Here is a 23,224-nt window from a genome sequence, read left to right on the forward strand (position 1 = left end):
CACCAACAGTGACGATCAGGCCGGGGTGTGGTAGGCCAGCACGCCCCGGTTCACGGCGCCGATCGCCTGCCGGGCGGTGGACCGGAGTTCCGCCGAGGCCCCGCCCGAGTCGGCCAGCTGACCGAGCAGGTCGACCACCTGCCGCGCCCACCGGACGAAGTCGCCGGCCGGCATCTCGCCGTCGATCTCGTGGCCGCTCGCCAACACCTTCGCCAGCGCCTCGCCCCGCGCCCAGCGGTAGACCGGCCAGGCGAACCCGAGGTCGGGCTCGCGGGTGACGGTGAGGCCGCGGGCCGCCTCGTCGGCCTCGATCTCGCTCCACAGCTTGAGCGTCTCGTCGACCGCGTCGGCCACGGGACCGCGCGGCAGCGACGCCCGCTCGTCGACGTCGCGGCGGGCCTCGAAGACCACCACGGAGACCGCCGCCGCCAGTTCGGCCGGCGAGAGCCCGTCCCACACGCCGCGGCGCAGGCACTCGGCGACCAGCAGGTCCGCTTCGGTCCAGATCCGCCCCAGCATCCGGCCGGCGTCGGTCACCGCGCCGTCGGACGCCAGGTAGCCCCGGGCCGTGAGCAGCGCCACGATCCGGTCGAACGTACGGGCCAACGAGCCGGTCCGGCCCGCCACCCGCTGCCGCAGTTCCTCGGTGTCCTTCTCCAGGCGGCGGCGCCGCTCCGCCCAGCGGGCGTGCTCCTCGCGGTCAGGGCAGGCGTGGCAGGGGTGCCGGCGCAGCTCCGTACGGAGCTGGCTGAGCCGGTGGTCGTCGCCGGCCGCCTGCCGGGAGCGGCCCCCACGACGGCCGCCGTGCCGGTCCAGCCCCGTGCCGCTGACCTCGGCCGCCAGGTCGCGCCGGGCCGCCGGCGACCGGTGGTTGAAGTGCTTCGGCACCCGGATGCGCGCCAGCACCTCCGCCGGGGTGGTGAAGTCGCCGGGGCTGACCCGGCCCGCCCAGCGGTCCTGGGTGAGCACCAGCGGCCGGGGCTCGCCGAAGCCGCCGGTGGCGGGGTCGAGCACGACGGCCAGGCCGGCCCGCCGGCCCGACGGCACCCGGATGACGTCGCCGACCCGCAGCCGCTCCAGGGAGGCCACCGCGGCGGCCTTGCGCTGACTCTGCCCCTGCCGGGCGATGGCGCGCTCCCGGTCGGCGATCGCCACCCGCAGCGCGAAATACTCGTCGAAGTCGCCGTGGTGGCAGGCCGCCTCCGCGCCGTACGCCTCGATGGTCTCGGTGTTGCGCTGCACCTGGCGGGCCAGGCCGACCACCGAGCGGTCCGCCTGGAACTGGGCGAACGAGGACTCCAGCAGCGCGCGGGCCGGCTCGGCGCCGACGGTGCCGACCAGGTTGACCGCCATGTTGTAGGAGGGCCGGAAGCTGGAGCGCAGCGGGTAGGTGCGGGTGGAGGCGAGACCGGCCACGTGCCGGGGGTCGGTCTCCGGGGACCAGACGACGACGGCGTGCCCCTCGACGTCGATGCCGCGTCGGCCGGCCCGGCCGGTGAGCTGGGTGTATTCCCCCGGCGTCAGGTCGACGTGCGCCTCGCCGTTGTACTTGACGAGGCGTTCCAGCACGACGCAGCGGGCCGGCATGTTGATGCCCAGGGCGAGCGTCTCGGTGGCGAAGACCGCCTTGACCAGGCCGCGGACGAAGAGCTCCTCGACGACCTCCTTGAACACCGGCAGCATGCCGGCGTGGTGGGCGGCCAGGCCGCGTTCGAGGCCGTCGAGCCACTCCCAGTAGCCGAGGACGGTCAGGTCCTCGCCGGGGATGGCGGTGACCCGCGACTCGACGACGCGGCGGATCTCGGCCCGCTCCTCGGGGGAGGTCAGCCGCAGGCCGGCGGCGAGGCACTGCTGCACGGCGGCGGCGCAGCCGGCGCGGCTGAAGATGAACAGGATCGCCGGCAGCAGGCCCTCGCGGTCGAGCCGGTCGACGATGTCGGGGCGCATCGGGCCGCGCCAGCGGGGACCGCGCCGACCGCTGCCCGGGCCCGCGCTGCGGCCCTCGCCGAGTTCCAGCCGGCGCATGGTGTCGCGGGTGTAGCGCAGCAGCTCGGGGTGCACGTCGTGTTTACGGGCGGCGTCGGCGTCGTGGAACAGGTCGAACATCCGCTTGCCGACCAGCATGTGCTGCCACAGCGGCACCGGGCGGTGCTCGCTGACCACCACGGCCGTCTCGCCGCGCACCGTGACCAGCCAGTCGGCGAACTCCTCGGCGTTGGACACCGTGGCCGACAGGGAGACCAGGGTGACCGAGGCGGGCAGGTGGATGATCACCTCTTCCCACACCCCGCCGCGGAAGCGGTCGGCGAGGTAGTGCACCTCGTCCATCACCACGTACGCCAGGCCGTCGAGGGTGGCCGAGCCGGCGTAGAGCATGTTGCGCAGCACCTCGGTGGTCATCACCACCACCGGGGCGTCGCCGTTGATGGCGTTGTCGCCGGTGAGCAGCCCGACCTGCTCGGCGCCGTAGCGGTCGACGAGGTCGTGGTACTTCTGGTTCGACAGGGCCTTGATCGGGGTGGTGTAGAAGCACTTGCGCCGCCGGGGCGGCGCGGCCTCGGCGGCGGTCGCCGGCGCGTCGCCGTCGGCGGGCGTCGGCGTGCCGCGCAGCGCCAGGTGTACGGCGAACTCGCCGACCACGGTCTTGCCGGCGCCGGTCGGGGCGCAGACCAGCACGCCGCTGCCCCGCTCCAGCGCCTGGCAGGCCTCCCGCTGGAAGTCGTCGAGATCGAACCCCAACTCGAGGGCGAATTCGTTGAGCGCCGGGAACTGTGCGGCCTGCGTGGCCCGGCGGCGCGCCGCGGCGTACCGCTCGGCGGGACTCGACATGCTCCCAAGATTAGTGCGTGCCGCCGACAGCCACCGGGCAAGGCCGACCGGCAACGGCGTCGGGGACGGTCGGTAGGGTGCACGACGTGCCGGATCATGCCGAACCGCCCAGCGCCTCGCACGACGCCGTCCCCCCGGGCCCGTCCCGCCGGCCGGTGGAGGCGGTCCTGTTCGACTTCCACGGCACCCTGGCCCAGGTGGAGGAGCCTCGGGAGTGGGTGCTCGCCGCCGCGAGCGCCTGCGGGGTCTCCCTGGAGCGGATGCGGGCCACCGCGCTGGCCGACCGGCTGTTGACCGCCGGCCGGGCGGGCGGGCCGCTGCCGGCCCGGGTGCCGCCCCGGCTGACCGAGCTCTGGGCCGACCGGGATCTCTACCCGCACGCCCACCGGGGCGCCTACACCGGGCTCGCCGAGACCGTCGACGCCGGCATCGAGGGCTTCGCCGACGCGCTCTACGAGCGGGTGCTGGTCCCCGATGGCTGGGTGCCCTACCCGGACACCGCCCCGACCCTGGCCGCCCTGCGCGCCGCGGGCGTCCGGGTGGCCGTGGTCAGCAACATCGGCTTCGACATCCGGCCGCACTTCGAGGCGTGGGGGCTGGCCGGGTTCGTCGACGCGTTCGTGCTGTCGTACGAGGTGGGGCGCTGCAAGCCCGACCCGGGGATCTTCCTGCGCGGCTGCGGGATGCTCGGCGTCGACCCGGAGCGGACGCTGATGGTGGGCGACACCCCGGCCGACGCGGGGGCCGTGGCGGCCGGGTGCGCGGTGCTGGTGCTGCCGGCCGCCGAGGCGGGCCGGACCAACGGCCTGGGCGCGGTGCTGGACCTGGCCGGCGTCGCGAAACAGAGCTGACGGCGGGTGCCGTGCTGGACGTGGCCGGCATCGCGAAGCAGAGCTAACGGCGAATCGACAGCACCGTTAACACGCGACGCTAACATGAGTTCGTTATCGTCGCTTCCATGATCACCGAGACGTCGCCCCGGGACCGGATCGTCCGGGCTGCCGCCGCGCTGCTCGCCGAGGGCGGCCGGGAGGCGGTCTCCACCCGCGCGGTCAGCCGGGCAGCGGGCGTGCAGGCGCCGACGATCTACCGCCAGTTCGGCGACATGCGCGGACTGCTGGACGCGGCGGCCAGCTACGGGTTCGCCGCGTACCTGCACGCCCAGGCGGCCGCCGACCTCGCCGGCGACCCGGTCGACGACCTGCGCCGGGGCTGGGACCTGCACGTCGGCTTCGGGGTGACCAACCCGGCGTTCCACGCCCTCATGTACGCCGACCCGCGCCCCGGCGAGACCCCGACCGCGACCCGGGTCGCCGCCGACATCCTGCGCCAGCTCGTGCACCGGGTGGCCGAGGCCGGCCGGCTGCGTACGGGCGTCGACGAGGCGACCGAGATGCTGCACGCCACCGCCTGCGGGGTCACCCTCGCCCTGATCCGGACCCCGCCCCCGCAGCGCGACCCGGCCCTGTCGACCCGCAGCCGGGAGGCGATGCTGGCCACGCTGGTCACCGACTCCGCCGCCGCCCGGGCCACCTCGCGGGCCGACCGCCCGGTCCGGCACGCCGTGGCGCTGCGCGCCGCCCTCGACACCCTCACCACCGACCTCACCACCGCCGAACGCACCCTGCTCGCCGAATGGCTCGACCGCATAACCCACACCACCCCCTGACCACGCCGCCCACGCGGTCCGCCTTCGCCGTCCACGCCGTCGATCATGCACTTCTGGTGCCGGGTTTGGTCGCATACGCGGCTTGCGCGGGGCACCACAACTGCATGATCGGCGCCGGGAGGAGGAGACGGGACCGGGGAGGGACGGCGGGGCGGGGCAGGGGAAGGGGAAGGGGCGGGCGTCAGCGGAGGAGGTGGAGGGCCGCGGGGGTGGCCGTGACGGTCAGCGGGAGGGGCAGGGCGCGCTCGCCGTCGGCGTACGTGGTGATGCCCTCGGCGCTCAACTCGACGGTACGGGCGCGGAAGGTGCGCGCCAGCGGGTGCGTCACGTGGGTGCCGCGGTAGATGCGCGGCTTGACCCGGATCAGGGTGCGCCGGTCGAACCGGCCGCCCACCACCACGTCGAGCAGGCCGTCGGTCGGGTCCGCGTCCGGGCAGATCCGCATGCCGCCGCCGTAGCTGGCGCAGTTGCCGACCGCCACCAGCACGGCGTCCATCTCGTGTGCCACCCCGTCGAGGCGCAGCGTGTAGCGGCGCGGGCGCAGCCGGGCCAGTTCCACCAGGATCGCCAGGTCGTAGCGACGCCGACCCCTCGGCCAGCGCATCCGGTTGGCGCGTTCGTTGACGATCGCGTCGAAGCCGGCGGCGAGCACCGCCCCGTACCACCGGTGCGTACCGTCGGCCCCCGTCATCCGGGCCAGGTCCACCGGGCGGGTGCGGCCGTCGCGCAACGCCGCCGCGATGACGTCGACGGCGGCGAGCGGGTCGGCCGGGAAGCCCGTGTCGGCGGCGAAGTCGTTGCCGGTGCCGGCGGGCACCGGACCGAACGGGACAGCCGTGCCGGCGACCGCCTGCAACGCGCGGTGCACCGTCCCGTCGCCGCCCACCACGACCAGGGCCGACGCGCCGTCGGCCACCGCCGCGCGGCAGGCCGCCTCGGCCTCGTCGGCGGTGTGCGCGCGCAGCGGGCGTACGGGCCGACCGGCGACCGCGAGCCGGTGCAGGACCTGCGGCAGCAACCCGCGGTGCCGGCCCCGGCCCGCAGTCGGGTTGGCCAGCACGGCGACAGGCCCGTCGCCGGCGACAGAGGGGTGCTCGTCTGCGATCACGGCCAGCACCGTACCGCCACCGGGCGGGCTTCACGTACCGCCCGGCGGCCCGTCGGGCGGGACACCGCCCGTCGCGGGCGCAACTGACTTTTGTCATGGCCGACCGTGCGGCACACATTCGCCGTCATGACTGAACGCACTGGAAGCACCATGGTCCGAACGGACAAACTCGTATCCGTCAGCAGGACGAAGGCATCGGCCGAACGACAGCGGCACCGGCCGAACAGCGGAGGGAGTGGTCACGGTGGACGAGCGCTACGACAGTTACTGCGCCGCCGACCGGCTCTTCTACGACTCCCTCGGCAGCGCCGTCGAACAGCCCACCTTCGCGGCGGCGGGGCGACCCGTGCCCGAGGGCTGGCGCTCCGAGCCGCTCGACGACTGGCTGATCTACGCCCCGGAGGGCGGCACGCTGCCGCAGCAGGGCTGGAAGATCCACGTGTCGGCGACGCTGGCGAACGCGGAGCGGGTGCTGGACCTCGTCTGGGACTACTGCGTCCCGCGTGGACTGTCCTTCAAGTTCCTCCGGGGCCCCCGCACCCTGCTGCTGCGCAACTCCAAGTACGCCTCCCGGGCGGCCAGCGGCAAGTTCGTCACCGTCTACCCCCGTGACGACGCGGAACTGGAGCTGGTCTGCAAGGAGCTCGACGAGCTGCTCACCGGCGAGCCCGGCCCGTACATCCTCAGCGACCTGCGCCACGGCGCCGGGCCGGTGCACGTACGCTACGGCGGCTTCGCCGCCCGCTACTGCCACTCCCCCGACGGCCAGGTCGTCCCGGCCATCGAGGACGACACGGGCACGCTGGTGCCCGACCGGCGCGATCCCGTGTTCCACGTGCCGTCCTGGGTCACGCTGCCCGACTTCCTCGGCCCCCACCTGGCCGCCCGCAACGCCACCAGCACCGACGAGGTGCCGTACCGGATCGAGAAGGTCATCCACTTCTCCAACGGCGGCGGCCTCTACGTCGGCCGGGACGTGCGCACCGACACGCAGGTGGTGCTCAAGGAGGCCCGCCCGCACGCCGGCCTCGACGCCGACGGCACCGACGCCGTGGCCCGCCTGGCCCGCGAGGCAGACGCGCTGCGCCGGCTCGCCGACCTGCCCCAGGTGCCCCGGGTGCACGACGAGTTCACCCTCGGCGAGCACCGCTTCCTCGCGCTGGAGTTCATCGAGGGCCGCGCGCTCAACAAGGTGCTGGTGGACAGGTACCCGCTGATCGACGCCGACGCCACGGACGCCGACCGCGCCGACTACACCCGCTGGGCGCTGAACGTGCACCGGCAGGTCGAGCAGGTCGTCACGGCGATCCACGAACGCGGCCTGGTCTACGGCGACCTGCACCTGTTCAACGTCATGGTCCGCCCCGACGACCGGATCGCGCTGGTGGACTTCGAGGTCGCCGCCCCGATCGACGGGCACCGCCGGCCGGGCCTGCGCAACCAGGGCTTCGCCGCGCCCCGGGACCGCACCGGCCCCGCCGTCGACCGGTACGCCCTGGCCTGCCTGCGGCTGGCGCTGTTCCTGCCGCTGACCCAGCTCGTCCGGCTCGGGCCGGACAAGGCCGCGCACCTCGCCGACGTGATCGCCGAACACTTCCCGGTGCCGAGGGAACTGCTCGACGACGCCGTACGGGAGATCACCGGCACCGACCCGGCGGACGCCGGGCCGGCCCCCGACCTGACCGTCGGCGTCGGACCGGCGCACCGCGACCGGCTCGCCCGGGCGATCCTCGCCAGCGCGACACCCGAACGCGACGACCGGCTCTTCCCCGGCGACATCGAACAGTTCCGCAGCGGCGGGCTCAACCTCGCCCACGGCGCGGCCGGCGTCCTCTACGCCCTGCACGTCAGCGGCGCGGGACGGTGGCCGGAACACGAGCAGTGGTTGGTCCGCCACGCCACGACGCCCCCCTCCGGCACCCGGTGCGGCTTCTACGACGGCCTGCACGGCGTCGCGTACGCCCTCGATGCGCTCGGCCGCCGGCAGGACGCCCTCGACGTGCTCGACATCTGCCTTCGTCAGCCGCTGGACGGCCTCGACCACAGCCTGTCGGGCGGCCTCTCCGGCATCGCGCTCAACCTGGCGGAGCTGGCCGGGCGCACCGGCGAGACGGCCCTGCGCGACGAGGCCTGGCGGGTCGCCGAGCGGGTGATCGACCAGCTCGCCGACGACCCGGGGCCGGACGTCAGCGGCGGGCGCAACCCGTACGCCGGGCTGCTGCGCGGCCGGACCGGGCCGGCGCTGCTGCTGGTGCGGCTGCACGAGCTGACCGGCGAGCAGGCGCTGCTGGAGCACGCCGCCACGGCGCTGCGCCAGGACCTGCGCCGCTGCGTGGTACGCCCCGACGGCGCGCTCGAGGTCAACGAGGGCTGGCGCACCATGCCCTACCTCGGGCAGGGCAGCGTCGGCATCGGCCTGGTGCTCGACCAGTACCTGCGCCACCGTGCCGACGAGCGCTTCGCCGAGGCCAGCGCGGGTGTACGCCGCGCCGCCCGGTCCCCGTTCTACGCGCAGTCCGGCCTCTTCGCCGGGCGGGCCGGGATCGTGGCCTACCTGGCGGCGTACCCCGACGATCCGCAGCTGTGCCGCGAACGCGACGCCCAGGTGGCCCGGCTGGCCTGGCACGCCCTGCCCTACCGCGACGGCACCGCCTTCCCGGGCGAGCAGTTGCTGCGGCTGTCCATGGACCTCGGCACCGGCACCGCCGGCGTGCTGCTGGCGCTGGCCGCCGCGCGGCCCGACGCCCCGGTGCGCCTGCCGTTCCTCGCGCCCCTGGCGGGCGCCCCCGACACCCTCGCCGACGCGAGGGCGACCGACCCGACCGACCAGCACGGAAGGAGGTGACACGACATGGCGCTTCTGGACCTCCAGGGCCTCGAGATGGCCCCCGCCGACCGCACCGGCGGTGGCAGCCGGGCGAGCCTGCTGCTCTGCGGCGACAGCTCGCTGTCCGTCACGACCTGCAACTGAGCCGAACGCCGTCACCGGCGGCATCGAGCGCAAGATCCCCAGACCGACCGGCACAGAAGGAGATGACTCGACATGGCGCTTCTCGACCTCCAGGGCATGGAGATGGCCCCCGCCGACCGCACCGGCGGTGGCAGCCGGGCGAGCCTGCTGCTCTGCGGCGACAGCTCGCTGTCCGTCACGACCTGCAACTGATCAGGTCATCACGCGAGGCCCTGGGCGGACCGACGTGTCCGCCCAGGGCCGCACGTCTTTCGTGGGAGAAGCCATGGGCGCGCCGACCGGGTCCGACCGCCTGCTGCGGCGGGTGGTCCGCGACGGCGGCGCATGGACGGTCCTGCTCGGCGCGGTCGCGCTCACCGGCGCCGCCGCCGAACTTGCCCTGCCCGCCGCGCTCGGGCTCGCGGTCGACGCCGCCGTCGGTGGCGACGGGGGCGCCTGGTGGCCGGCCGCCGCCTGCGGCCTGATCGCCGTACTCATGCTCACCGACATCCTCGCCGACGTGGCCAGCGGCTACGGTGCCGCGCGGGCCACCGCGCGGCTGCGCCGGCGCCTGCTGCGGCACCTGTTCGCCTGCGACGTCCGCACCGTCCGCCGTCACCCGGTGGGTGACCTGGTGGGTCGGCTCGTCGGGCAGGCCGCCGACGCCGGGCAGGCCGGCACCGCCGTGGTGCTGGGCGTCGTCGCGCTGCTCCCCCCGGTCGGCAGCGTCGTGGCGCTCACCCTGCTCGAACCGCTGCTCGGCGTCACCCTCCTCGGCGGGTTGGTCCTGCTCACCCTGCTCATGCGGGCCTTCGTCACCGACGCCTCCGCCGCCGTCACCGGCTACCAGCGGGTGCTGGGAGAGATCGCCGGCCGGCTGCTGGAGGCGCTCGGCGGCGCCCGCACCATCGCCGCCGCCGCGACCGTCGACCGGGAACGCGCCCGGGTGCTGGCGGCCCTGCCGGAACTGCGCGGGTACGGCCTGCTCAGCTGGCGGCTGCTGGCCAGGGCGAGCGCCCGCACCGCCGCCGTGGGGCCGCTGCTCCAGGTGGCCGTCGTGGCCGTCGGCGGGTACGCGCTGACCGTGGGCTGGCTCACCCCCGGTCAACTCGTCGCCGCCGTGCAGTACGCGGCCCTCGGCGCCGGGCTCGGGGCGGTGCTGGCCACGCTGAACCGTCTCGTCCGCAGCCGCGCGGCAGCCAGCCGCATCGCCGAACCGCTGGCCCACCCGGTACGCCCCGACGGCTGCGAGCCGCTGCCGCCCGGGCGGGGGGAACTGCGGCTGCGTGGTGTCGGCGTACGGGCCGAGGACGGGCGGGCGGTCCTCGACGGGATCGACCTGACCGTCCCGGCGGGCGCCACGGTGGCCGTCGTCGGGCGCTCCGGCGCCGGCAAGTCGACCCTCGCCGCGGTCGCCGGTCGGCTGCACGACCCGGACACCGGCGAGGTGCTGCTGGACGGGGTGCCGCTGCACCGGCTCGCCCCGCCCGCGCTGCGCCGGGCCGTCGGCCACGCCTTCGACCGGCCCGTCCTGGTCGGCGAGACGGTGCACGACGCGATCGGGCTCGCACTGCCCGCCCGGTCGGCGCGACCGCCCGCCGACTCGGCCCCGGCCACCCCCGCCGTGCTGACCGCGGCCCGGGCGGCGCAGGTCGCCGACGTCGTCGCCCGGCTGCCCGAGGGCTTCCGCACCCGGCTGACGGACGCGCCGTTCTCCGGCGGCGAGACGCAGCGCCTCGGGCTGGCCCGCGCGTTCCCCGCCGAGCGACTGCTCGTCCTCGACGACGCCACGTCCAGCCTCGACACCGCCACCGAGCACCGCATCGCCCGGGCGGTAGCGACCGGCGCCGGTGGGCGTACCCGCCTCGTGGTGACCCACCGGGCCACGACGGCGGCGGCAGCCGACCTGGTGGCGTGGCTCGACGGTGGCCGGCTGCGGGCCGTGGCGCCACACCGGCAGCTCTGGGCCGATCCGGCCTACCGGGCGGTCTTCGCACCCGCCGGGGACGCGCGGTGAGCGGCCGCGGCACGCGGAACGTGGACGGGTCGCACACCGCCGCGGGCGTACGCCGGACCACCTGGGGGGCGCTGCGCGCCCGCCGCCGGGCGCTGGGCCGGCTGGCCGCCTGGTCGGCGGTCGAGGCCCTGCCGGCGCTGCTCGGCGGGGTGCTCGTGGCCCGCGCCGTCGACGGAGGGTTCCTGGCCGGGCGGTTCGGCACCGGCCTGGCCTGGCTGGCGGGACTCGGCGCGGCCGTGCTGGTGGGCGCAGCAGCCACCGGACAGGTGTACCGCAGCCTCGGGGCCGTGGTGGAGCCGTTCCGCGACGAGCTGGCCGACCGGGTGGTGCGGGCGGCGCTGCACGAGGCGACCCGGTCGGGTGGCCGGGCGGACAGCGCCACCGTGGCCCGGCTGACCCACCAGGTCGAGGTGGTCCGGGACACCTTCGGCGGGCTGGTGCTGGTGGTCCGCGGGTTCCTGTTCACCGCCGGCGCGGCGCTGCTCGGCCTGCTCACCCTGGCCCCGCCGCTGGCGGCTGCGGTGGCCGCCCCGCTGCTGGTGGGCCTCGTCGTGTTCGCCGCGTCGCTGCCGGCCATGGCGGCGCACCAACGGGCGCAGGTGACCGCCGGCGAGCGGCTCGGCCGGGCCGCGGCGTCGGCGCTGGCCGGGCACCGTGACGTCGTCGCCTGCGGCGCGCAGGAGCGCGTGGTGTCCGACGTGGACCGGCGGGTCACCGCGCAGGCCGACGCGGAGCGGACCCTGGCCCGGATGGCGGCGCTGCGCAGCCTCAGCCTGGGGGTGGGCGGCTGGCTGCCCGTGGTGGTGCTCGTGCTGGCCGCGCCGTGGCTGGTCCGGCAGGGGCTGAGCGCCGGAGCGGTGCTGGGCGCGCTGGTCTACGTCACCACCGGCCTGCAACCCGCCCTGCACGCGGTGGTGCAGGGCGTCGGCGGTGGCGGGCTGCGCTACGCCGTCACGCTGGGCCGGATCCTGCGCACCAGCGCGTCCCCCGGGCCGGAGCCGGGCGGCGCAAGCTCAGACACCGCCGACGTCGAGGGCAGGCCGCCCCGGCCGCCGGACGCGCCGGCCGGCGTCGCGGCGTCCCCCGTCGCCGCCGTGCCGGCGCACCGCGCCGCTGCCCGGGCAGACGGCGCACAGGCCGCCACGGACCTGGCGGACCGCACGCGGGCCGCCACGGGCCCGACGCTGGCGGCCGCCGGCGGTGACGGCGATCTGCCGGCGGTCGCGCTGCGCGGGCTGACCTTCCGGTACGGCACGCACGCCCGCCCCGTGCTGGCGGACCTCAGCCTGACCGTGGCGGCCGGCGAGCACCTGGCCGTGGTGGGGCCGAGCGGCGCCGGCAAGTCCACCCTGGCCGCGCTGATCGCCGGCCTGGTGCCGCCGGAGTCCGGCACGGTGCACCTGGCCGGCGTGCCGGTCGCCGGCACACCGCCGGACGCGCTGGCCCGGCTGCGGGTGCTGGTGCCGCAGGAGGCGTACGTGCGCAGCGGCTCCGTCGGCGACAACCTGCGCTACCTGCACCCCGGCGCGGACGACGCGACGGTCCTGGCCGCCGTGCACGCCCTCGGCGCCGGTGCCCTGGTGGCCCGCCTCGGGGGCCTCGACGCCGACGTCGATCCCGCCGCCCTCTCCGCCGGGGAGCGCCAGCTCGTCGCCGCCGTCCGGGCCTACCTGGCCCCCGCGCCGCTGGTGATCCTCGACGAGGCGACCTGTCACCTGGACCCGACCATGGAGGCGACCGTCGAGCGCGCCTTCGCCCGTCGTCCCGGCACCCTGGTGGTGATCGCGCACCGGATCAGCTCGGCGACCCGGGCGGGACGGGTGCTGGTGTTCGACGGCGATCGTCCGCTGGTCGGTACCCACGACGACCTGCTGACCCGCTCGTGCACCTATCGTGAGCTCGTCGGGCACTGGGCCGAGGCGCCGCCGGCCCGCGTGCCGATCGGTCGGCCCTGACCACCCGCCGTCGGCGGATGCTGTCGTCAGAGCCAGCGCCGGCGGTGCTGTCGTCAGATCCAGCCGGCCTCGCGGGCGAGGCGTACCGCCTCCACCCTCGTACGCGCGCCCGCCTTGCGGGCGATCCGGCCGAGGTGGTTGCGCACCGTTCCCGGGGCGAGCCCGAGTGCCCGGGCGACCTCCGCCACCGGGGCCCCGGCCGCCGTCAGGTCGAGGATCTCCGCCTCCCGTGAGCTGAGCGGGCTGTCCCGGCGCAACACCGCCATCACCAGGTCGGCGTCGACCACCGACTCGTGTCGGGCCAGCCGCCGGATGCCGTCCACCACCCGCTGCGGGGAGACGTCGTTGCCGAGGATCCCGACCGTACGCCCCGGCACGAGGACCCGGTGCAGGCTGCGCGCCCGACGCCGGTCGGCGAGCACCAGCAACGGGCACTGCCCCGCCAGGCCCGCCTCGTCGACGAGGTCGAGGTCCACGACCGCGACGTCGGGGCGCCGCGTGCGTACCGCGGGCGGCAGGGCCTCGCCCCGGTCCAGCTCCGCCACCACGCTGATGTCCTCCTCGGCGGCGAGGACGAGCGACAGGGCACCCCGGACCAGGGCACCGTCGAGAGCGAGCAGCGTACGGATCACCGTTGACCCTCCGGAACGTCATCAGGTAGATCACGGAACGTCAAAATTCAATCACGCCCCGACAGGTTCCGCTCGGCGAGCGCGCGTGGCGTCGAGAGCGCGGGCGGCGATGGCGGTGAGGTCGACCGCACCGTCCAGGCGGGACGGTGCGGCGGGCACGAGCCGGCGGACGCGTGCCCGCTACATCCAGCCGTCGCGGCGGGCACGCCACACCGCCTCCATCCGGTTGCGGGCGCCGGTCTTACGCATGATCGCCGAGAGGTGGTTGCGTACCGTCCCGTGCGCCAGGTAGAGCCGGCGGGCGATCTCCTTGATCGGCAGGCCCTCCGCGGCCACCCGCAGCACCTCCACCTCCCGGCGCGTCAACGGGCTCGACTCGGGGCGTAGCGCCGTCACGGCGGCCTCGGCGTCGATGACCTTCCCTCCGGCGGCGAGTTCACGCACGGCGTCGACCAGCGCCTCCAGCGAGGCGTCCTTGCCGACCAGGCCGCGTACGCCGGCGGCCAGCAGGTCCCCCACGATGCGCTGGCTCCACCGGCGGCCCATGGCCAGCACGGCGGTGTCGGGCATCGCCTCGGTGATCTCGGCGACCGCCTCGACGGGGTGCGGGGCGTCCGGCGCCAGATCCACCAGCACGACGTCCGGCCGGTGCCGGCGCACCAGGGTGGGCAGGTCCGCCACCCCGGTCACCTCGGCGACGACCTGGATGTCCTCCTCGCTCGACAGTGCCGCGCACAGGGCGGTACGCAACAGTCCCATCTCCTCGACAACGACGACGCGGATCAAGGCGTGGCTCCGATCTGGGGGTGGTGGTGGGGTGGCGGTCGGGTCCCGTTGACGGGACTCGGCCGGCCGGCCGAGTGGACGGACGGAAACGACTGGATGCTGGCGCGCGACAGGTGCAGCGAGCCGACGGTCAGGGGCAGGGGCGACCGGGCGGCCGGGCGCCTGGCGGCGCGGCCGGACGACCGTGCGGGCCCCGGCCAGGGTGGGCACTCACCCCGGAACGCGGGTCACCCAGGGCGGCCGACACGGGTGGCGGCCCTCCGCCGGCGTCCGTCGAAGGGTTCGCGTCGGCGCGCCGCCCGCCGGATGCCGGGGCGCCCACACCCGTGGTCGCCGCCACGGTGTCCCCGCTCCGTGCGGCGACGGGTGGGCGGCGGAACGCCGGGCGACGCATTGGACAGCGACCTCCCTCGTCGAACACGTCGACACATCGTAAAGATCTGCTTACCCGATCGCAGCCAGTGGATGCTTCGTGACGGATTGCCGACTGGGTGTCGACGGCTGACGCGCCGTGCGTTAGGGAACCCGCCCGCGGTGGTCGCGATGCCGCGCCGGAGCACAACGCGAACGAGCCCCCCGGTGACGGAGGGCTCGTTCGCGGCGCTGCCTGCGGTGCGCGGACGCCCGGCAGGTGCGGGACGTCGGCGACCGGCGGTCAGGTCATGTCGTCGTAGCGGCGTTCGATCGGTGCCGGCGCGGCGATCGGCTCCGGGGCGGTGATCGGCGCGCTGGCGTCCACCCGTTGCCCGGCCTCCACCGGCTCGGGGTCGAACTCCAACGGTGACACCTCGTCGTCGTCGATGCCCGCGTAGACCTCCTTGCCGCGGCCCTTGCGCTTGTCGTTGATGAAGGCCACCCCGACAGCGACGAAGTAGAGCAGCGACAGGCAGAGCGCCAGCAGGGTCATGCCGAACGGCCCGGGGTCGGGGGTCGCCACCGCCGCGAAGGCGAAGCAGACGAAGACCACGGCCCGCCACCAACTGAGCAGCCTGCGGGCGCTCACCACCCCGGTGAAGTTGAGCATCAGCAGGGTGAGGGGGAACTCGAACGCCACCCCGAAGAGCAGGATCATGTTGGTGACGAACGAGATGTAGCGGGTCACCTCCAACTGGGAGTCGGTGCCGGTGACACCGGCTTCCAGCAGGAAGGCCAGGCCCTTGTCCACCACGAAGAAGGCCAGTACCGCGCCGGCGGCGAACAGGGGCGCCGCGATCGCCACGAAGACGTACGCCCACTTGCGCTCGCTGCGGTGCAGGCCGGGCGCGATGAACGCCCAGAGTTGGTAGAGCCAGACCGGCGCGGCGATGATCAAGCCGATCCAGAGCGCCAGTTTCAGCTTGAGGACGAAGCCGTCGGTCGGCGCGAGCTGCAGGAAGTTCTGGCACTCACCATCGACCACCATGCCCGGAAGCCGGCAGTAGGGCTGCTTGAGCAGATCGAACGCCGGCTGCGCGAGCACGAAGCCGATGATCAGCCCGATCACGATGGCCACGGAGGCGCGGAACAGCCGGTCACGCAGCTCGCGGATGTGCTCGATGAGCGTCATCGAACCGTCGGCGGCCCGCTCGAAGTTGCTCGGGCCGCGCTTCTTGAGGGAGAAGGCCACGGGTCTCGGGCCCTTCGGTCAGTTGTCGCGGACGCGCTGCACCGGGTCGTTGACCGGGGGTGCGTACGGCTGCTGCTGCGGGGCGACGTGCGGCTGCTGCCCGGCGGGCGGTGGCGCGTACGGCTGACCCTGGACGGTCTGCGGTGGGAGCGGCTGGTAGCCGGCCTGCGCGTCGGCCTTCTCGGCGAGGTCGCGGTCGTCGTCGTGCAGGCTCTTGGTCTCGGCCTTGATGATCCGCAGCGACCGGCCCAGCGAACGGGCCGCGTCGGGGAGCCGCTTCGCACCGAAGAGCAGGATCAGCACGACCACGAGTACGGCGATGTGCCACGGCTTGAGGGCACCCATGGGAAGCTCCAGTCGCTCTGTGTCGTCGTGGGGGTGTACCGCAGTCCATCGTACGTCCGCTGACGGCCGCTGCCACCCGCCGGGTGATGGTGGTTTCGCCCCGGTCGGTGAAGTCTGACCAACGCGGGACGTCCCGTCAACCGTCTGCCGCAGAGATCATTCCTGCGCGCAACCGGAGCGGTTCGCGCACCGACCGATCAACGGCCGCGTTTTGCCCTGATCACGGCCAGCCGCCGCTGGGTGGTGTCGAGCTGCCCCTGGAGGGCCTCAGCCCGCGCCTGGAGAGTCTCGGCGGTCTCCCGCAGCGCCTCCGCCTCGGTGGCCCGACGTTGCAGGGCCACGGCCGCGCGCCGCAGCCGTGGCAGGCGCGCCAGCACCAGCCGCAGGGCCAGAGCGAACACGACGAGCGCGAACAGCACCACCGCGAGCACGATCCACTTCACCACGGCGGCCAGCCTACTGGGTGCCGGCGGCCAGCGCCGGATCGGCCGGAGTCGGGTCCGGCCCGCCCGGCGCGGCCGGCACCGGTGAGGCGTACGCGTCGAGGGCGGCGACCGCCGCGGCCCGCACCTGGTCCGCGAGCTCGGCCGGGGCGACCACGGTCACGTCCGGGCCCAGGCCCAGCACGAACCGGCGGGCCCAGGCCAGGTCCGTGACCCGCAGCGAGACCATCCAGTGGTCGCCGTCGCCGGCCTCGACCCGCTCGCACGGGTAGTACTCGGTGAGCCACCGCTCGCCCCGGCCGATCCGCAGGGTGATCAGCGGCAGGTCCGGCGACGGCCGGAACACCCCGTCGGTGAGGTCGTGCGGGCGGGCCTGCGGCGGCACCACGGCCCGCTCCTCCAGCTCGGCGACCGCGTCGATCCGGTCGGCCCGGAACAGCCGCACCCCCTCCGCACGGCGGCACCACGCCTCCACGTACGCCCGCCCGCCGACCATCAGCATCCGCAGCGGGTCGACGACGCGGTCGGTGGTCTCGTCCCGGGCGGCCGTGTAGTAGGTGATGCGCAACGCCCGGCCGCTGTCGACGGCCGCCCGCAGCTCCTCCACCCGCCGCGTGTCGGCGGGCAGCCGGACCTCGACGGGCGCCGCGACGAGGTCGCCGGCCGCGTGCTCGATCTTCGCGAGGGCCCGCTCGACGGCCTCCCGGTTGGTCACCCCGGGCGTCTCGGCGAGCATCCGCAGCGCCACCACCAACGCGAGGGCCTCGTCCGGGGTGAGCCGCAGGGGCCGGTCGATGCCGGCGTCGTAGGTGATCGTGACCCGGTCGCCGTCGAAGGCCATGTCGATCAGGTCACCCGGCCCGTAACCGGGCAGCCCGCACACCCACAGCAGCTCCAGGTCCTCGCGCAGCTGCCGTTCGGTGACGCCCAGGTCTCCGGCCGCCTCGGCGATCTCGATGCCGGGCCGGGCCAGCAGGTAGGGCACCAGGTTCAGCAGCCGGGCCAGCCGGTCGGCCGACGCGCGGGAGCCGCCCCGGGCGGCCGGGCGGGTCACCGGACACCCCCGGTGACCGCGAGGTCGTCGTGCCGGGCGGCGATCTCCTTGAGCCGCTGGATCACCGCGTCGCGCACCTCTGGCGGATCGAGCACCCGCACGTCGGGGCCGTAGCCGACGAGCTGGCCGGCGAGCACGTCCGCGTCGGCGTAGGGCAGGACGAGCCGGTCACCGTCGGGCCCGGCGGTGACGCCGACCGCCCAGCGGCGCAGGCCGGCGGCGCGCCCGGCGGCGACCACCACCGTGGCCCGCCCGGTGCGCTCCGTCGGCCCCGACCAGCGCGCCACGTGGCTGATCAGGTCGACCCCCGTCGGGGGCTCGTAGCCGCCCGACGCGCCGGTCACCCGGACCGCGCCGACCACCCGGGACAGCCGGAAACAGCGGGTCGCCGCGCGGTCGAGGTCGTGCCCGACCACGTACCAGCGGCCCCGCCAGCAGACCACGCCCCACGGTTGCAGGCGCCGGCGGGTGGAGTCGTCGCGGTCGGGCACCCGGTAGTCGAAGGTGACCTCCCGCCGGTCGCGGGCGGCCGCGGTGAGCGGGGCGAACGCCGGATCCACCGTCACCATCGGCTCCAGGCCCAGCGTGGCCTGCGGGTCCACGTCGACGCCGGCGGCACGCAGCTTCGCCAGCCCGGAGGAGGCGGCGGCGGCCAGGCCGGCGTGCTGCCAGAGCCGGGCGGCGATGCCGACCGCGGCGGCCTCGTCGGGCTCCAGGGGAATCTCGGGCAGCGCGTACTCCCGGTGGGCGATCCGGTAGCCCGGCTCCGCGTCGAAGACGCTCGCCGTCCCCGTCTCCAGCGGCACACCCAGCTCACGCAGCTCGGCCTTGTCCCGCTCGAACTTGCGTTGGAAGGCCTCGTGGTCACGCGCGTCGTCCGGATCGTGCTCGTAGCCGGGCACGGTCGCGGCGATCTGCGCGGCGGTCAGGAACCGTCGCGTGGACAGCAGGCAGATAACCAGGTTGACCAGGCGTTCGGTGCGGGTCCGCGACACGCGGTAGACGCTAGCAGCCCACCCGGCGCACCCGTGCACCCACGCGGGCAGGACGTGCCGCGCGTCGCGAACGGTCGGTTCACCGGTCGGCGGGCGCCGCCGACTCTACAGTGGCGTGGTGACCCAGCCGGAGGTCAGGAGCGAAAGCGTCGGCACCGTCGTCGTGGCGGGGGCCGCCAACCTCGCCATCGCGGTGGCCAAGCTGATCGCCGGGTTGCTCTCCGGGTCGGCGGCGATGCTCTCCGAGGCCGTGCACTCCGTCGCCGACACCACCACCGAGGTGCTGCTCTACCTCGCGCTGCGCCGCGGGGCACGGCCCGCCGACGACCGGCACCCGTTCGGGTACGGCAAGGAGAGCTACGTCTGGGCGTTCCTGGCGGCCCTGTTCACGTTCGTCGCCGGCGCCGGCTTCGCCGTCACCCACGGCATCACCACCATCCTGGTGCACGAGCACAGCGGCGACTACCTGGTCACCTACGTCGTGCTGGCCGTGTCGTTCGCCATCGAGTCGGTCTCGCTGGCGCGCGCCGTGCGCCAGGTGCGCCGCGAGTCGCGGCACTGGCGTACCACCCCGCGCCGGTTCCTGCAACTGACCTCGGACACCCCGTTGAAGGCCGTGTTCCTGGAGGACAGCGCCGCCCTGATCGGGCTGGTGCTGGCCGCCGTCGGGGTCGGCCTGTCCCAGCTCACCGGCGACGAGCTGTGGGACGGCATCGCCTCCGTGCTGATCGGCGTGCTGCTGCTCGTGGTGGCCGCCGTCCTGGCCGGCAGCAACCTCTCGCTGCTGGTCGGGCGGGCGGTGCCCGAGCGGCTGCGCGGTGAGATCGCGGAGGAGATCGCCGGCCTGCCCGCCGTACGCGGCATCGAGACGCTGCTCACCATGCAGCTCGGGCCGAGTGAGGTCCTGGTCGCCGCGAAGGTGGACTTCGACGACGACGTCAGCGGCGCGACCATCGAGGCCGCCGCCGAGCAGGCCGAGCGGCGCCTCGCCGCCCGTCACCCGTACGTCCGGCACGTCTTCCTCGACCCGACGCGCGCCGCCGGGCGCGACGACCCGGAGCCGGACGGTTCCGGCGGTTGACCGCCCCGGGCGCGCCCGTCCGGGGCGGCGACGCTAGCGTGCCGGGCATGGTGCGATGGCGGTCGGGAACGGTGACGGCGCTGCGGCGGCAGTGGACCGGGGCGGTGGAACTGGACGTCGACCTGTCCGACGGCGGCAGCGTACGCGCCCTCGCCTACCCCGCCCTCGTCGGCCGGCCCGAGCCCGGCGACCGGGTGCTGCTCAACGCCGGCGCACTGCTGATGGGCCTCGGCACCGGCGGGTACGCCCTGGTCGTGGCGTTGCCCGACCGGCTGCCGCCGGACCCGCCGCAGGCCCTCGACAACCGCGACGCCGGCCACCTGGTCAAGGCCCGCTACACCCCGCTGCAGCCGATCCTGCTCGGCGTCGACGAGGAGGCGTCCCCGCACCGGGAGGTGATGGCAGCCGCCGACGACCTGGCCGGCCTGCCCGTGGTCACCGCCGACCTGCACTCCGCGCTGCCGGCGATCCTGGCCGGCATCCACGCCGACGCGCCCGCCGCCCGGGTGGCGTACCTGCTGACCGACGGCGGGGCGCTGCCGGCCTGGTTCTCCCGTACCCTCGCCGGGCTGCGCGAGCACCTCGTCGGCACGGTCACCGTCGGCCAGGCGTTCGGCGGGGACCTGGAGGCGGGCACCGTGCACAGCGGGCTGCTGGCCGCCCGGCACGTACTGCGCGCCGACGTGGTGATCGTCGCCCAGGGGCCGGGCAACCTGGGCACCGGCACCCGGTGGGGCTTCTCGGGGGTGGCCGTCGGCGAGGCCGTCAACGCCGTCGCCACGCTGGGCGGGCGCCCGGTCGGGTCGCTGCGGATCTCCGACGCCGACCCACGGCCCCGCCACCGGGGCGTGTCGCACCACAGCCTCACCGCGTACGGCCGGGTGGCCCTCGCCTCCGCCGAGCTGGTCGTGCCCGACGGCCTGGCCCCGGCGCTGGCCGGCGAGGTGGACGCGGCGCTGGCGCCCCTCGCGGCGCGGCACAGCCTCGTGCGGGTCCCGACCGACGGCCTCGACGCCGCGCTGCGGGCCGCGCCCGTGCCGCTGTCCACCATGGGCCGGGGCCTCGACGCCGACCACGCCTACTTCCTGGCCGCCGCCGCGGCCGGCCGGCACGCCGCCCGCCTGCTGAGCTGACCGCCCGCTGAGTCGACCGCCCGCCGGGTGTCGGCGCGGCGCTGCGGCGGCACCCGGGCGGCGGCACGGCGCTCCGCCCGGGCGGCGGTCAGCTCAGCGCCTGCTCAGCTCGCGCCGTAGCCGTGCCGCACGATGTGCTCGGCGGAGCGCTCGTACACCACCGGGTCCTCCGGGGCGAGCGTGCCCAGCCCGTCCACGTAGCGGTTGAACATGCAGAACGCGGCCGCGATCAGGACCGTGTCGTGGATCTCCAGGTCCGTCGCGCCGGCTGCCCGCGCGGCCTTGACCAGTTCCGTCGTCACGTCGCGGCCGGTGCGCTGCACGGCGGCGGCGATCTCCAGCAGCGTACGCAGCTTGTCGCTGACCTCGGCGGTCGCCGGATCGGCTCGGACCTGGTCGACCAGCCGCATCCCCGCGGGCAGCTGCGCGGCGGCGAAGGCCGAGTGCGACGCACAGCAGAACCGGCACTCGTTCAGCCCCGACACGTACGCCGCGATCAGCTCCCGCTCGCCGGGGGTCAGCGTCGGGTGCGGGGCGCGCAGCAGCGTCTCCGCCAGTTCGTTGAGCGGCTTGGCCGTCTCGGGGCGGAAGATCATCGGGCCGTTGATGCCCGGGTGTGCCCGCTCGTCGAGACCGAGGTCGATGTGTGCCATGCCGCCACCTTCCTGCCACGACCACGCAGCGCGCGCAGCCGGTCACCGGAAACGCCGAACGCGATGACGGTTCCAGGTACGCCGCCGCCGGCGCAACTTCGCGATTGCTCAGCAGGGGCGGCAGGCGGGGCGGGAGGCGGGGCGGGAGGAGGAAGGTGCCGCGACGGGCCGGCAGGCGCTCGACCGGGCGCCGGCCGTCGGGCTCGGGGCAGGCGGCTCAGACCAGGAAGATCAGGGCCAGCCAGGCGCCCACGATCAGCACCAGCGCGAGCGCCAGCACCCAGGTGGGCACCGTGTACTCGCCGCGCCGGTTGCGCGCGATCTCGTCACGGATCTTCTCGCGGCGGCGCTCGGCCCAGTTCTGACGCTGGCGGCCGCTCTCGGGAGGTTCGGATGTCGTCATGGCGCGGCCAGCCTACCGGCTCCGCCGGCCCGGACGGCGGCCAGCACCGCACCGGGCCGGTTTCCCCCGTCACATGCTGGCGATCAGCCGCTCCACCCGCTCGTCGTACGCCCGGAACGGGTCCTTGCAGAGCACCGTGCGCTGTGCCTGGTCGTTGAGCTTCAGGTGCACCCAGTCGACGGTGAAGTCCCGCCGCTTCTCCTGGGCGTGCCGGATGAACTCCCCACGCAACCGGGCCCGGGTCGTCTGCGGCGGGGTCTCCTTGGCCTCGAAGATCTCCGGGTCGGTCGTCACCCGGTCCACCTCGCCGCGCCGCTCCAGCAGCCCGTAGAGGCCGCGCCCCCGGCGCAGGTCGTGGTAGGCCAGGTCCATCTGGGCCACCCTCGGGTGCGACAGCGGCAGGTCGTGCTTGCGCTGGTAGCGCTCGATCAGCCGTAGCTTCGTCACCCAGTCGATCTCCCGTGCCACCGGCTCCAGGTCACCGGTCTCCACCGCGCGCAGCACCCGGCCCCACAGCTCCACCACCCGCTTCGCGGTCTGGTCGCCGCCGCGCCGCTCCACGAACTCGGTCGCCTTGGCGAGGTATTCCTGCTGGATCTCCAGCGCGCTGACCTCCTTGCCCGAGGAGAGCCGCACCTTGCGGCGCCCGGTGATGTCGTGCGACACCTCGCGGATCGCCCGGATCGGGTTCTCCAGCGTCAGGTCCCGCATCACCACCCCGGCCTCGATCATCCGCAGCACGATGTCGGCGGTGCCGACCTTGAGCAGCGTGGTGACCTCGTTCATGTTGGAGTCGCCGACGATGACGTGCAGTCGGCGGTAGCGCTCCGCGTCGGCGTGCGGCTCGTCGCGGGTGTTGATGATCGGCCGGCTCCGGGTCGTCGCCGACGACACGCCCTCCCAGATGTGCTCGGCCCGCTGCGAGAGGCAGTAGACCGCCCCACGCGGCGTCTGCAACACCTTGCCCGCCCCGCAGATCAACTGCCGGGTGACCAGGAACGGAATCAGCACGTCAGCCAGCCGGCCGAACTCCCCGTGTCGCGACACCAGGTAGTTCTCGTGGCAGCCGTACGAGTTGCCGGCCGAGTCGGTGTTGTTCTTGAACAGGTAGATGTCGCCCGCGATGCCCTCGTCGTGCAGCCGCTTCTCCGCGTCGACGAGCAGACCCTCCAGGATCCGCTCCCCGGCCCGGTCGTGCGCGACCAGGTCCACCACCGAGTCGCACTCCGGAGTGGCGTACTCCGGGTGCGAGCCGACATCCAGGTAGAGCCGGGCGCCGTTGCGCAGGAACACGTTGCTCGACCGGCCCCACGACACGACACGGCGGAAGAGGTACCGGGCGACCTCGTCAGGGGACAGCCGCCGCTGCCCACGGTAGGTGCAGGTGACGCCGTACTCGGTCTCGAGGCCGAAGATTCGCCGCTCCATGATGAGACATTAGCCGCCCGAGGCCCCAGATGGGCAGCGCACGCCGCGCCCGTCTCGCGCCGGCCACCGCGTCGACAGGGCGGGCGCGCCCACGCGCACCGTTCGCGGGGATCCCGGGTGGACGCTCGGCGCCCAGG

Annotated in this window: 21 protein-coding genes; 9 read left to right on the plus strand and 12 right to left on the minus strand. The window is 74.9% G+C overall.

What is annotated here, in order from left to right; all coding sequences use genetic code 11:
• Window positions 1-15: 15 nt before the first annotated feature.
• Window positions 16-2,829 (minus strand): DEAD/DEAH box helicase, encoded by a 2,814-nt coding sequence (locus ACGFIR_RS13990; protein ID WP_393007866.1) that lies wholly within the window; start codon window positions 2,827-2,829, stop codon window positions 16-18.
• An 86-nt stretch (window positions 2,830-2,915) separates the two neighbouring features.
• Here ACGFIR_RS13990 and ACGFIR_RS13995 point away from each other — a divergent pair, with 86 nt between their 5' ends.
• Window positions 2,916-3,680: an HAD family hydrolase gene (locus ACGFIR_RS13995; RefSeq protein ID WP_393007868.1), complete on the plus strand. Its 765-nt coding sequence runs from the start codon at window positions 2,916-2,918 to the stop codon at window positions 3,678-3,680.
• 107 nt (window positions 3,681-3,787) lie between these two features.
• Window positions 3,788-4,498 (plus strand): TetR/AcrR family transcriptional regulator, encoded by a 711-nt coding sequence (locus tag ACGFIR_RS14000; protein ID WP_393145155.1) that lies wholly within the window; start codon window positions 3,788-3,790, stop codon window positions 4,496-4,498.
• A 181-nt stretch (window positions 4,499-4,679) separates the two neighbouring features.
• Here ACGFIR_RS14000 and ACGFIR_RS14005 read toward each other — a convergent pair whose 3' ends face one another.
• A complete protein-coding gene (locus ACGFIR_RS14005; RefSeq protein ID WP_393007872.1) occupies window positions 4,680-5,615 on the minus strand; it encodes a diacylglycerol kinase in 936 nt (311 codons plus the stop codon).
• 235 nt (window positions 5,616-5,850) lie between these two features.
• Between ACGFIR_RS14005 and lanKC the strand changes: the two genes are divergently transcribed.
• The 5 genes from lanKC to ACGFIR_RS14030 all read left to right on the plus strand — a co-directional run bounded on the left by lanKC (window position 5,851) and on the right by ACGFIR_RS14030 (window position 12,528).
• Entirely contained in the window at window positions 5,851-8,451 is a 2,601-nt protein-coding gene (gene lanKC, locus ACGFIR_RS14010; protein WP_393007874.1) for a class III lanthionine synthetase LanKC, read from the plus strand.
• A 6-nt stretch (window positions 8,452-8,457) separates the two neighbouring features.
• Window positions 8,458-8,577 (plus strand): SapB/AmfS family lanthipeptide, encoded by a 120-nt coding sequence (locus ACGFIR_RS14015; RefSeq protein ID WP_013734295.1) that lies wholly within the window; start codon window positions 8,458-8,460, stop codon window positions 8,575-8,577.
• A gap of 72 nt (window positions 8,578-8,649) precedes the next feature.
• Window positions 8,650-8,769 (plus strand): SapB/AmfS family lanthipeptide, encoded by a 120-nt coding sequence (locus ACGFIR_RS14020; protein ID WP_089003486.1) that lies wholly within the window; start codon window positions 8,650-8,652, stop codon window positions 8,767-8,769.
• 73 nt (window positions 8,770-8,842) lie between these two features.
• Window positions 8,843-10,573, plus strand: coding sequence for an ABC transporter ATP-binding protein (locus ACGFIR_RS14025; protein WP_393145157.1), 1,731 nt, complete (start codon window positions 8,843-8,845; stop codon window positions 10,571-10,573).
• Window positions 10,570-12,528, plus strand: a complete 1,959-nt coding sequence (locus tag ACGFIR_RS14030; protein WP_393145159.1) for an ATP-binding cassette domain-containing protein — start codon at window positions 10,570-10,572, stop codon at window positions 12,526-12,528. Before ACGFIR_RS14025 ends, ACGFIR_RS14030 begins: the two co-directional genes overlap by 4 nt.
• Before the next feature lie 53 nt (window positions 12,529-12,581).
• On the opposite strand, the gene ACGFIR_RS14035 is transcribed toward ACGFIR_RS14030, so the two are convergent.
• The 7 genes from ACGFIR_RS14035 to ACGFIR_RS14065 form a co-directional block, all read right to left on the minus strand.
• Entirely contained in the window at window positions 12,582-13,160 is a 579-nt protein-coding gene (locus tag ACGFIR_RS14035; RefSeq protein ID WP_393007880.1) for a response regulator transcription factor, read from the minus strand.
• 180 nt (window positions 13,161-13,340) lie between these two features.
• Window positions 13,341-13,946, minus strand: coding sequence for a response regulator transcription factor (locus ACGFIR_RS14040; protein WP_393007882.1), 606 nt, complete (start codon window positions 13,944-13,946; stop codon window positions 13,341-13,343).
• Window positions 13,947-14,601: 655 nt separating this feature from the next.
• Complete coding sequence (gene tatC, locus ACGFIR_RS14045; RefSeq protein ID WP_393007883.1) at window positions 14,602-15,552, minus strand: twin-arginine translocase subunit TatC; 951 nt, start codon at window positions 15,550-15,552, stop codon at window positions 14,602-14,604.
• A gap of 18 nt (window positions 15,553-15,570) precedes the next feature.
• A complete protein-coding gene (gene tatA, locus ACGFIR_RS14050; protein WP_393145161.1) occupies window positions 15,571-15,897 on the minus strand; it encodes a Sec-independent protein translocase subunit TatA in 327 nt (108 codons plus the stop codon).
• A gap of 197 nt (window positions 15,898-16,094) precedes the next feature.
• Window positions 16,095-16,343 (minus strand): hypothetical protein, encoded by a 249-nt coding sequence (locus tag ACGFIR_RS14055; RefSeq protein ID WP_393007885.1) that lies wholly within the window; start codon window positions 16,341-16,343, stop codon window positions 16,095-16,097.
• A gap of 10 nt (window positions 16,344-16,353) precedes the next feature.
• Entirely contained in the window at window positions 16,354-17,394 is a 1,041-nt protein-coding gene (locus tag ACGFIR_RS14060) for a helix-turn-helix transcriptional regulator (RefSeq protein WP_393007886.1), read from the minus strand.
• A complete protein-coding gene (locus tag ACGFIR_RS14065; protein ID WP_393007887.1) occupies window positions 17,391-18,389 on the minus strand; it encodes a helix-turn-helix transcriptional regulator in 999 nt (332 codons plus the stop codon). The genes ACGFIR_RS14060 and ACGFIR_RS14065 overlap by 4 nt, the downstream gene beginning before the upstream one ends.
• A gap of 118 nt (window positions 18,390-18,507) precedes the next feature.
• On the opposite strand from ACGFIR_RS14065, the gene ACGFIR_RS14070 reads away from it, so the two are divergent.
• A complete protein-coding gene (locus tag ACGFIR_RS14070) occupies window positions 18,508-19,470 on the plus strand; it encodes a cation diffusion facilitator family transporter (RefSeq protein ID WP_393145163.1) in 963 nt (320 codons plus the stop codon).
• Between the two features lie 47 nt (window positions 19,471-19,517).
• The gene (locus ACGFIR_RS14075; RefSeq protein WP_393145165.1) at window positions 19,518-20,603 is read left to right on the plus strand and encodes a DUF3866 family protein; all 1,086 of its coding nucleotides are present in this window, start codon (window positions 19,518-19,520) and stop codon (window positions 20,601-20,603) included.
• 104 nt (window positions 20,604-20,707) lie between these two features.
• Here the strand turns inward: ACGFIR_RS14075 and ACGFIR_RS14080 are convergent, their stop codons facing one another.
• The 3 genes from ACGFIR_RS14080 to pafA form a co-directional block, all read right to left on the minus strand.
• Window positions 20,708-21,256 carry a carboxymuconolactone decarboxylase family protein gene (locus tag ACGFIR_RS14080; RefSeq protein ID WP_393007892.1) on the minus strand — a complete coding sequence of 183 codons (549 nt, stop codon included), beginning with the start codon at window positions 21,254-21,256 and terminating at the stop codon, window positions 20,708-20,710.
• Between the two features lie 217 nt (window positions 21,257-21,473).
• Entirely contained in the window at window positions 21,474-21,659 is a 186-nt protein-coding gene (locus ACGFIR_RS14085) for a hypothetical protein (RefSeq protein WP_393007894.1), read from the minus strand.
• 69 nt (window positions 21,660-21,728) lie between these two features.
• Entirely contained in the window at window positions 21,729-23,087 is a 1,359-nt protein-coding gene (pafA, locus tag ACGFIR_RS14090; protein WP_393007896.1) for a Pup--protein ligase, read from the minus strand.
• Window positions 23,088-23,224 lie beyond the last annotated feature (137 nt).

This window comes from Micromonospora sp. NPDC049051 (assembly GCF_043197575.1).
Taxonomy (GTDB): Bacteria; Actinomycetota; Actinomycetes; order Mycobacteriales; family Micromonosporaceae; genus Micromonospora.

Coding starts and splice junctions, on each gene's coding strand:
- ACGFIR_RS13990 (WP_393007866.1), bottom strand. CDS start 2,829: ATGTCGAGTCCCGCCGAGCGGTACGCCGCGGCGCGCCGCCGGGCCACG.
- ACGFIR_RS14000 (WP_393145155.1), top strand. CDS start 3,788: ATGATCACCGAGACGTCGCCCCGGGACCGGATCGTCCGGGCTGCCGCC.
- ACGFIR_RS14015 (WP_013734295.1), top strand. CDS start 8,458: ATGGCGCTTCTGGACCTCCAGGGCCTCGAGATGGCCCCCGCCGACCGC.
- ACGFIR_RS14020 (WP_089003486.1), top strand. CDS start 8,650: ATGGCGCTTCTCGACCTCCAGGGCATGGAGATGGCCCCCGCCGACCGC.
- ACGFIR_RS14025 (WP_393145157.1), top strand. CDS start 8,843: ATGGGCGCGCCGACCGGGTCCGACCGCCTGCTGCGGCGGGTGGTCCGC.
- tatA (WP_393145161.1), bottom strand. CDS start 15,897: ATGGGTGCCCTCAAGCCGTGGCACATCGCCGTACTCGTGGTCGTGCTG.
- ACGFIR_RS14075 (WP_393145165.1), top strand. CDS start 19,518: ATGGTGCGATGGCGGTCGGGAACGGTGACGGCGCTGCGGCGGCAGTGG.
- ACGFIR_RS14080 (WP_393007892.1), bottom strand. CDS start 21,256: ATGGCACACATCGACCTCGGTCTCGACGAGCGGGCACACCCGGGCATC.
- ACGFIR_RS14085 (WP_393007894.1), bottom strand. CDS start 21,659: ATGACGACATCCGAACCTCCCGAGAGCGGCCGCCAGCGTCAGAACTGG.
- pafA (WP_393007896.1), bottom strand. CDS start 23,087: ATGGAGCGGCGAATCTTCGGCCTCGAGACCGAGTACGGCGTCACCTGC.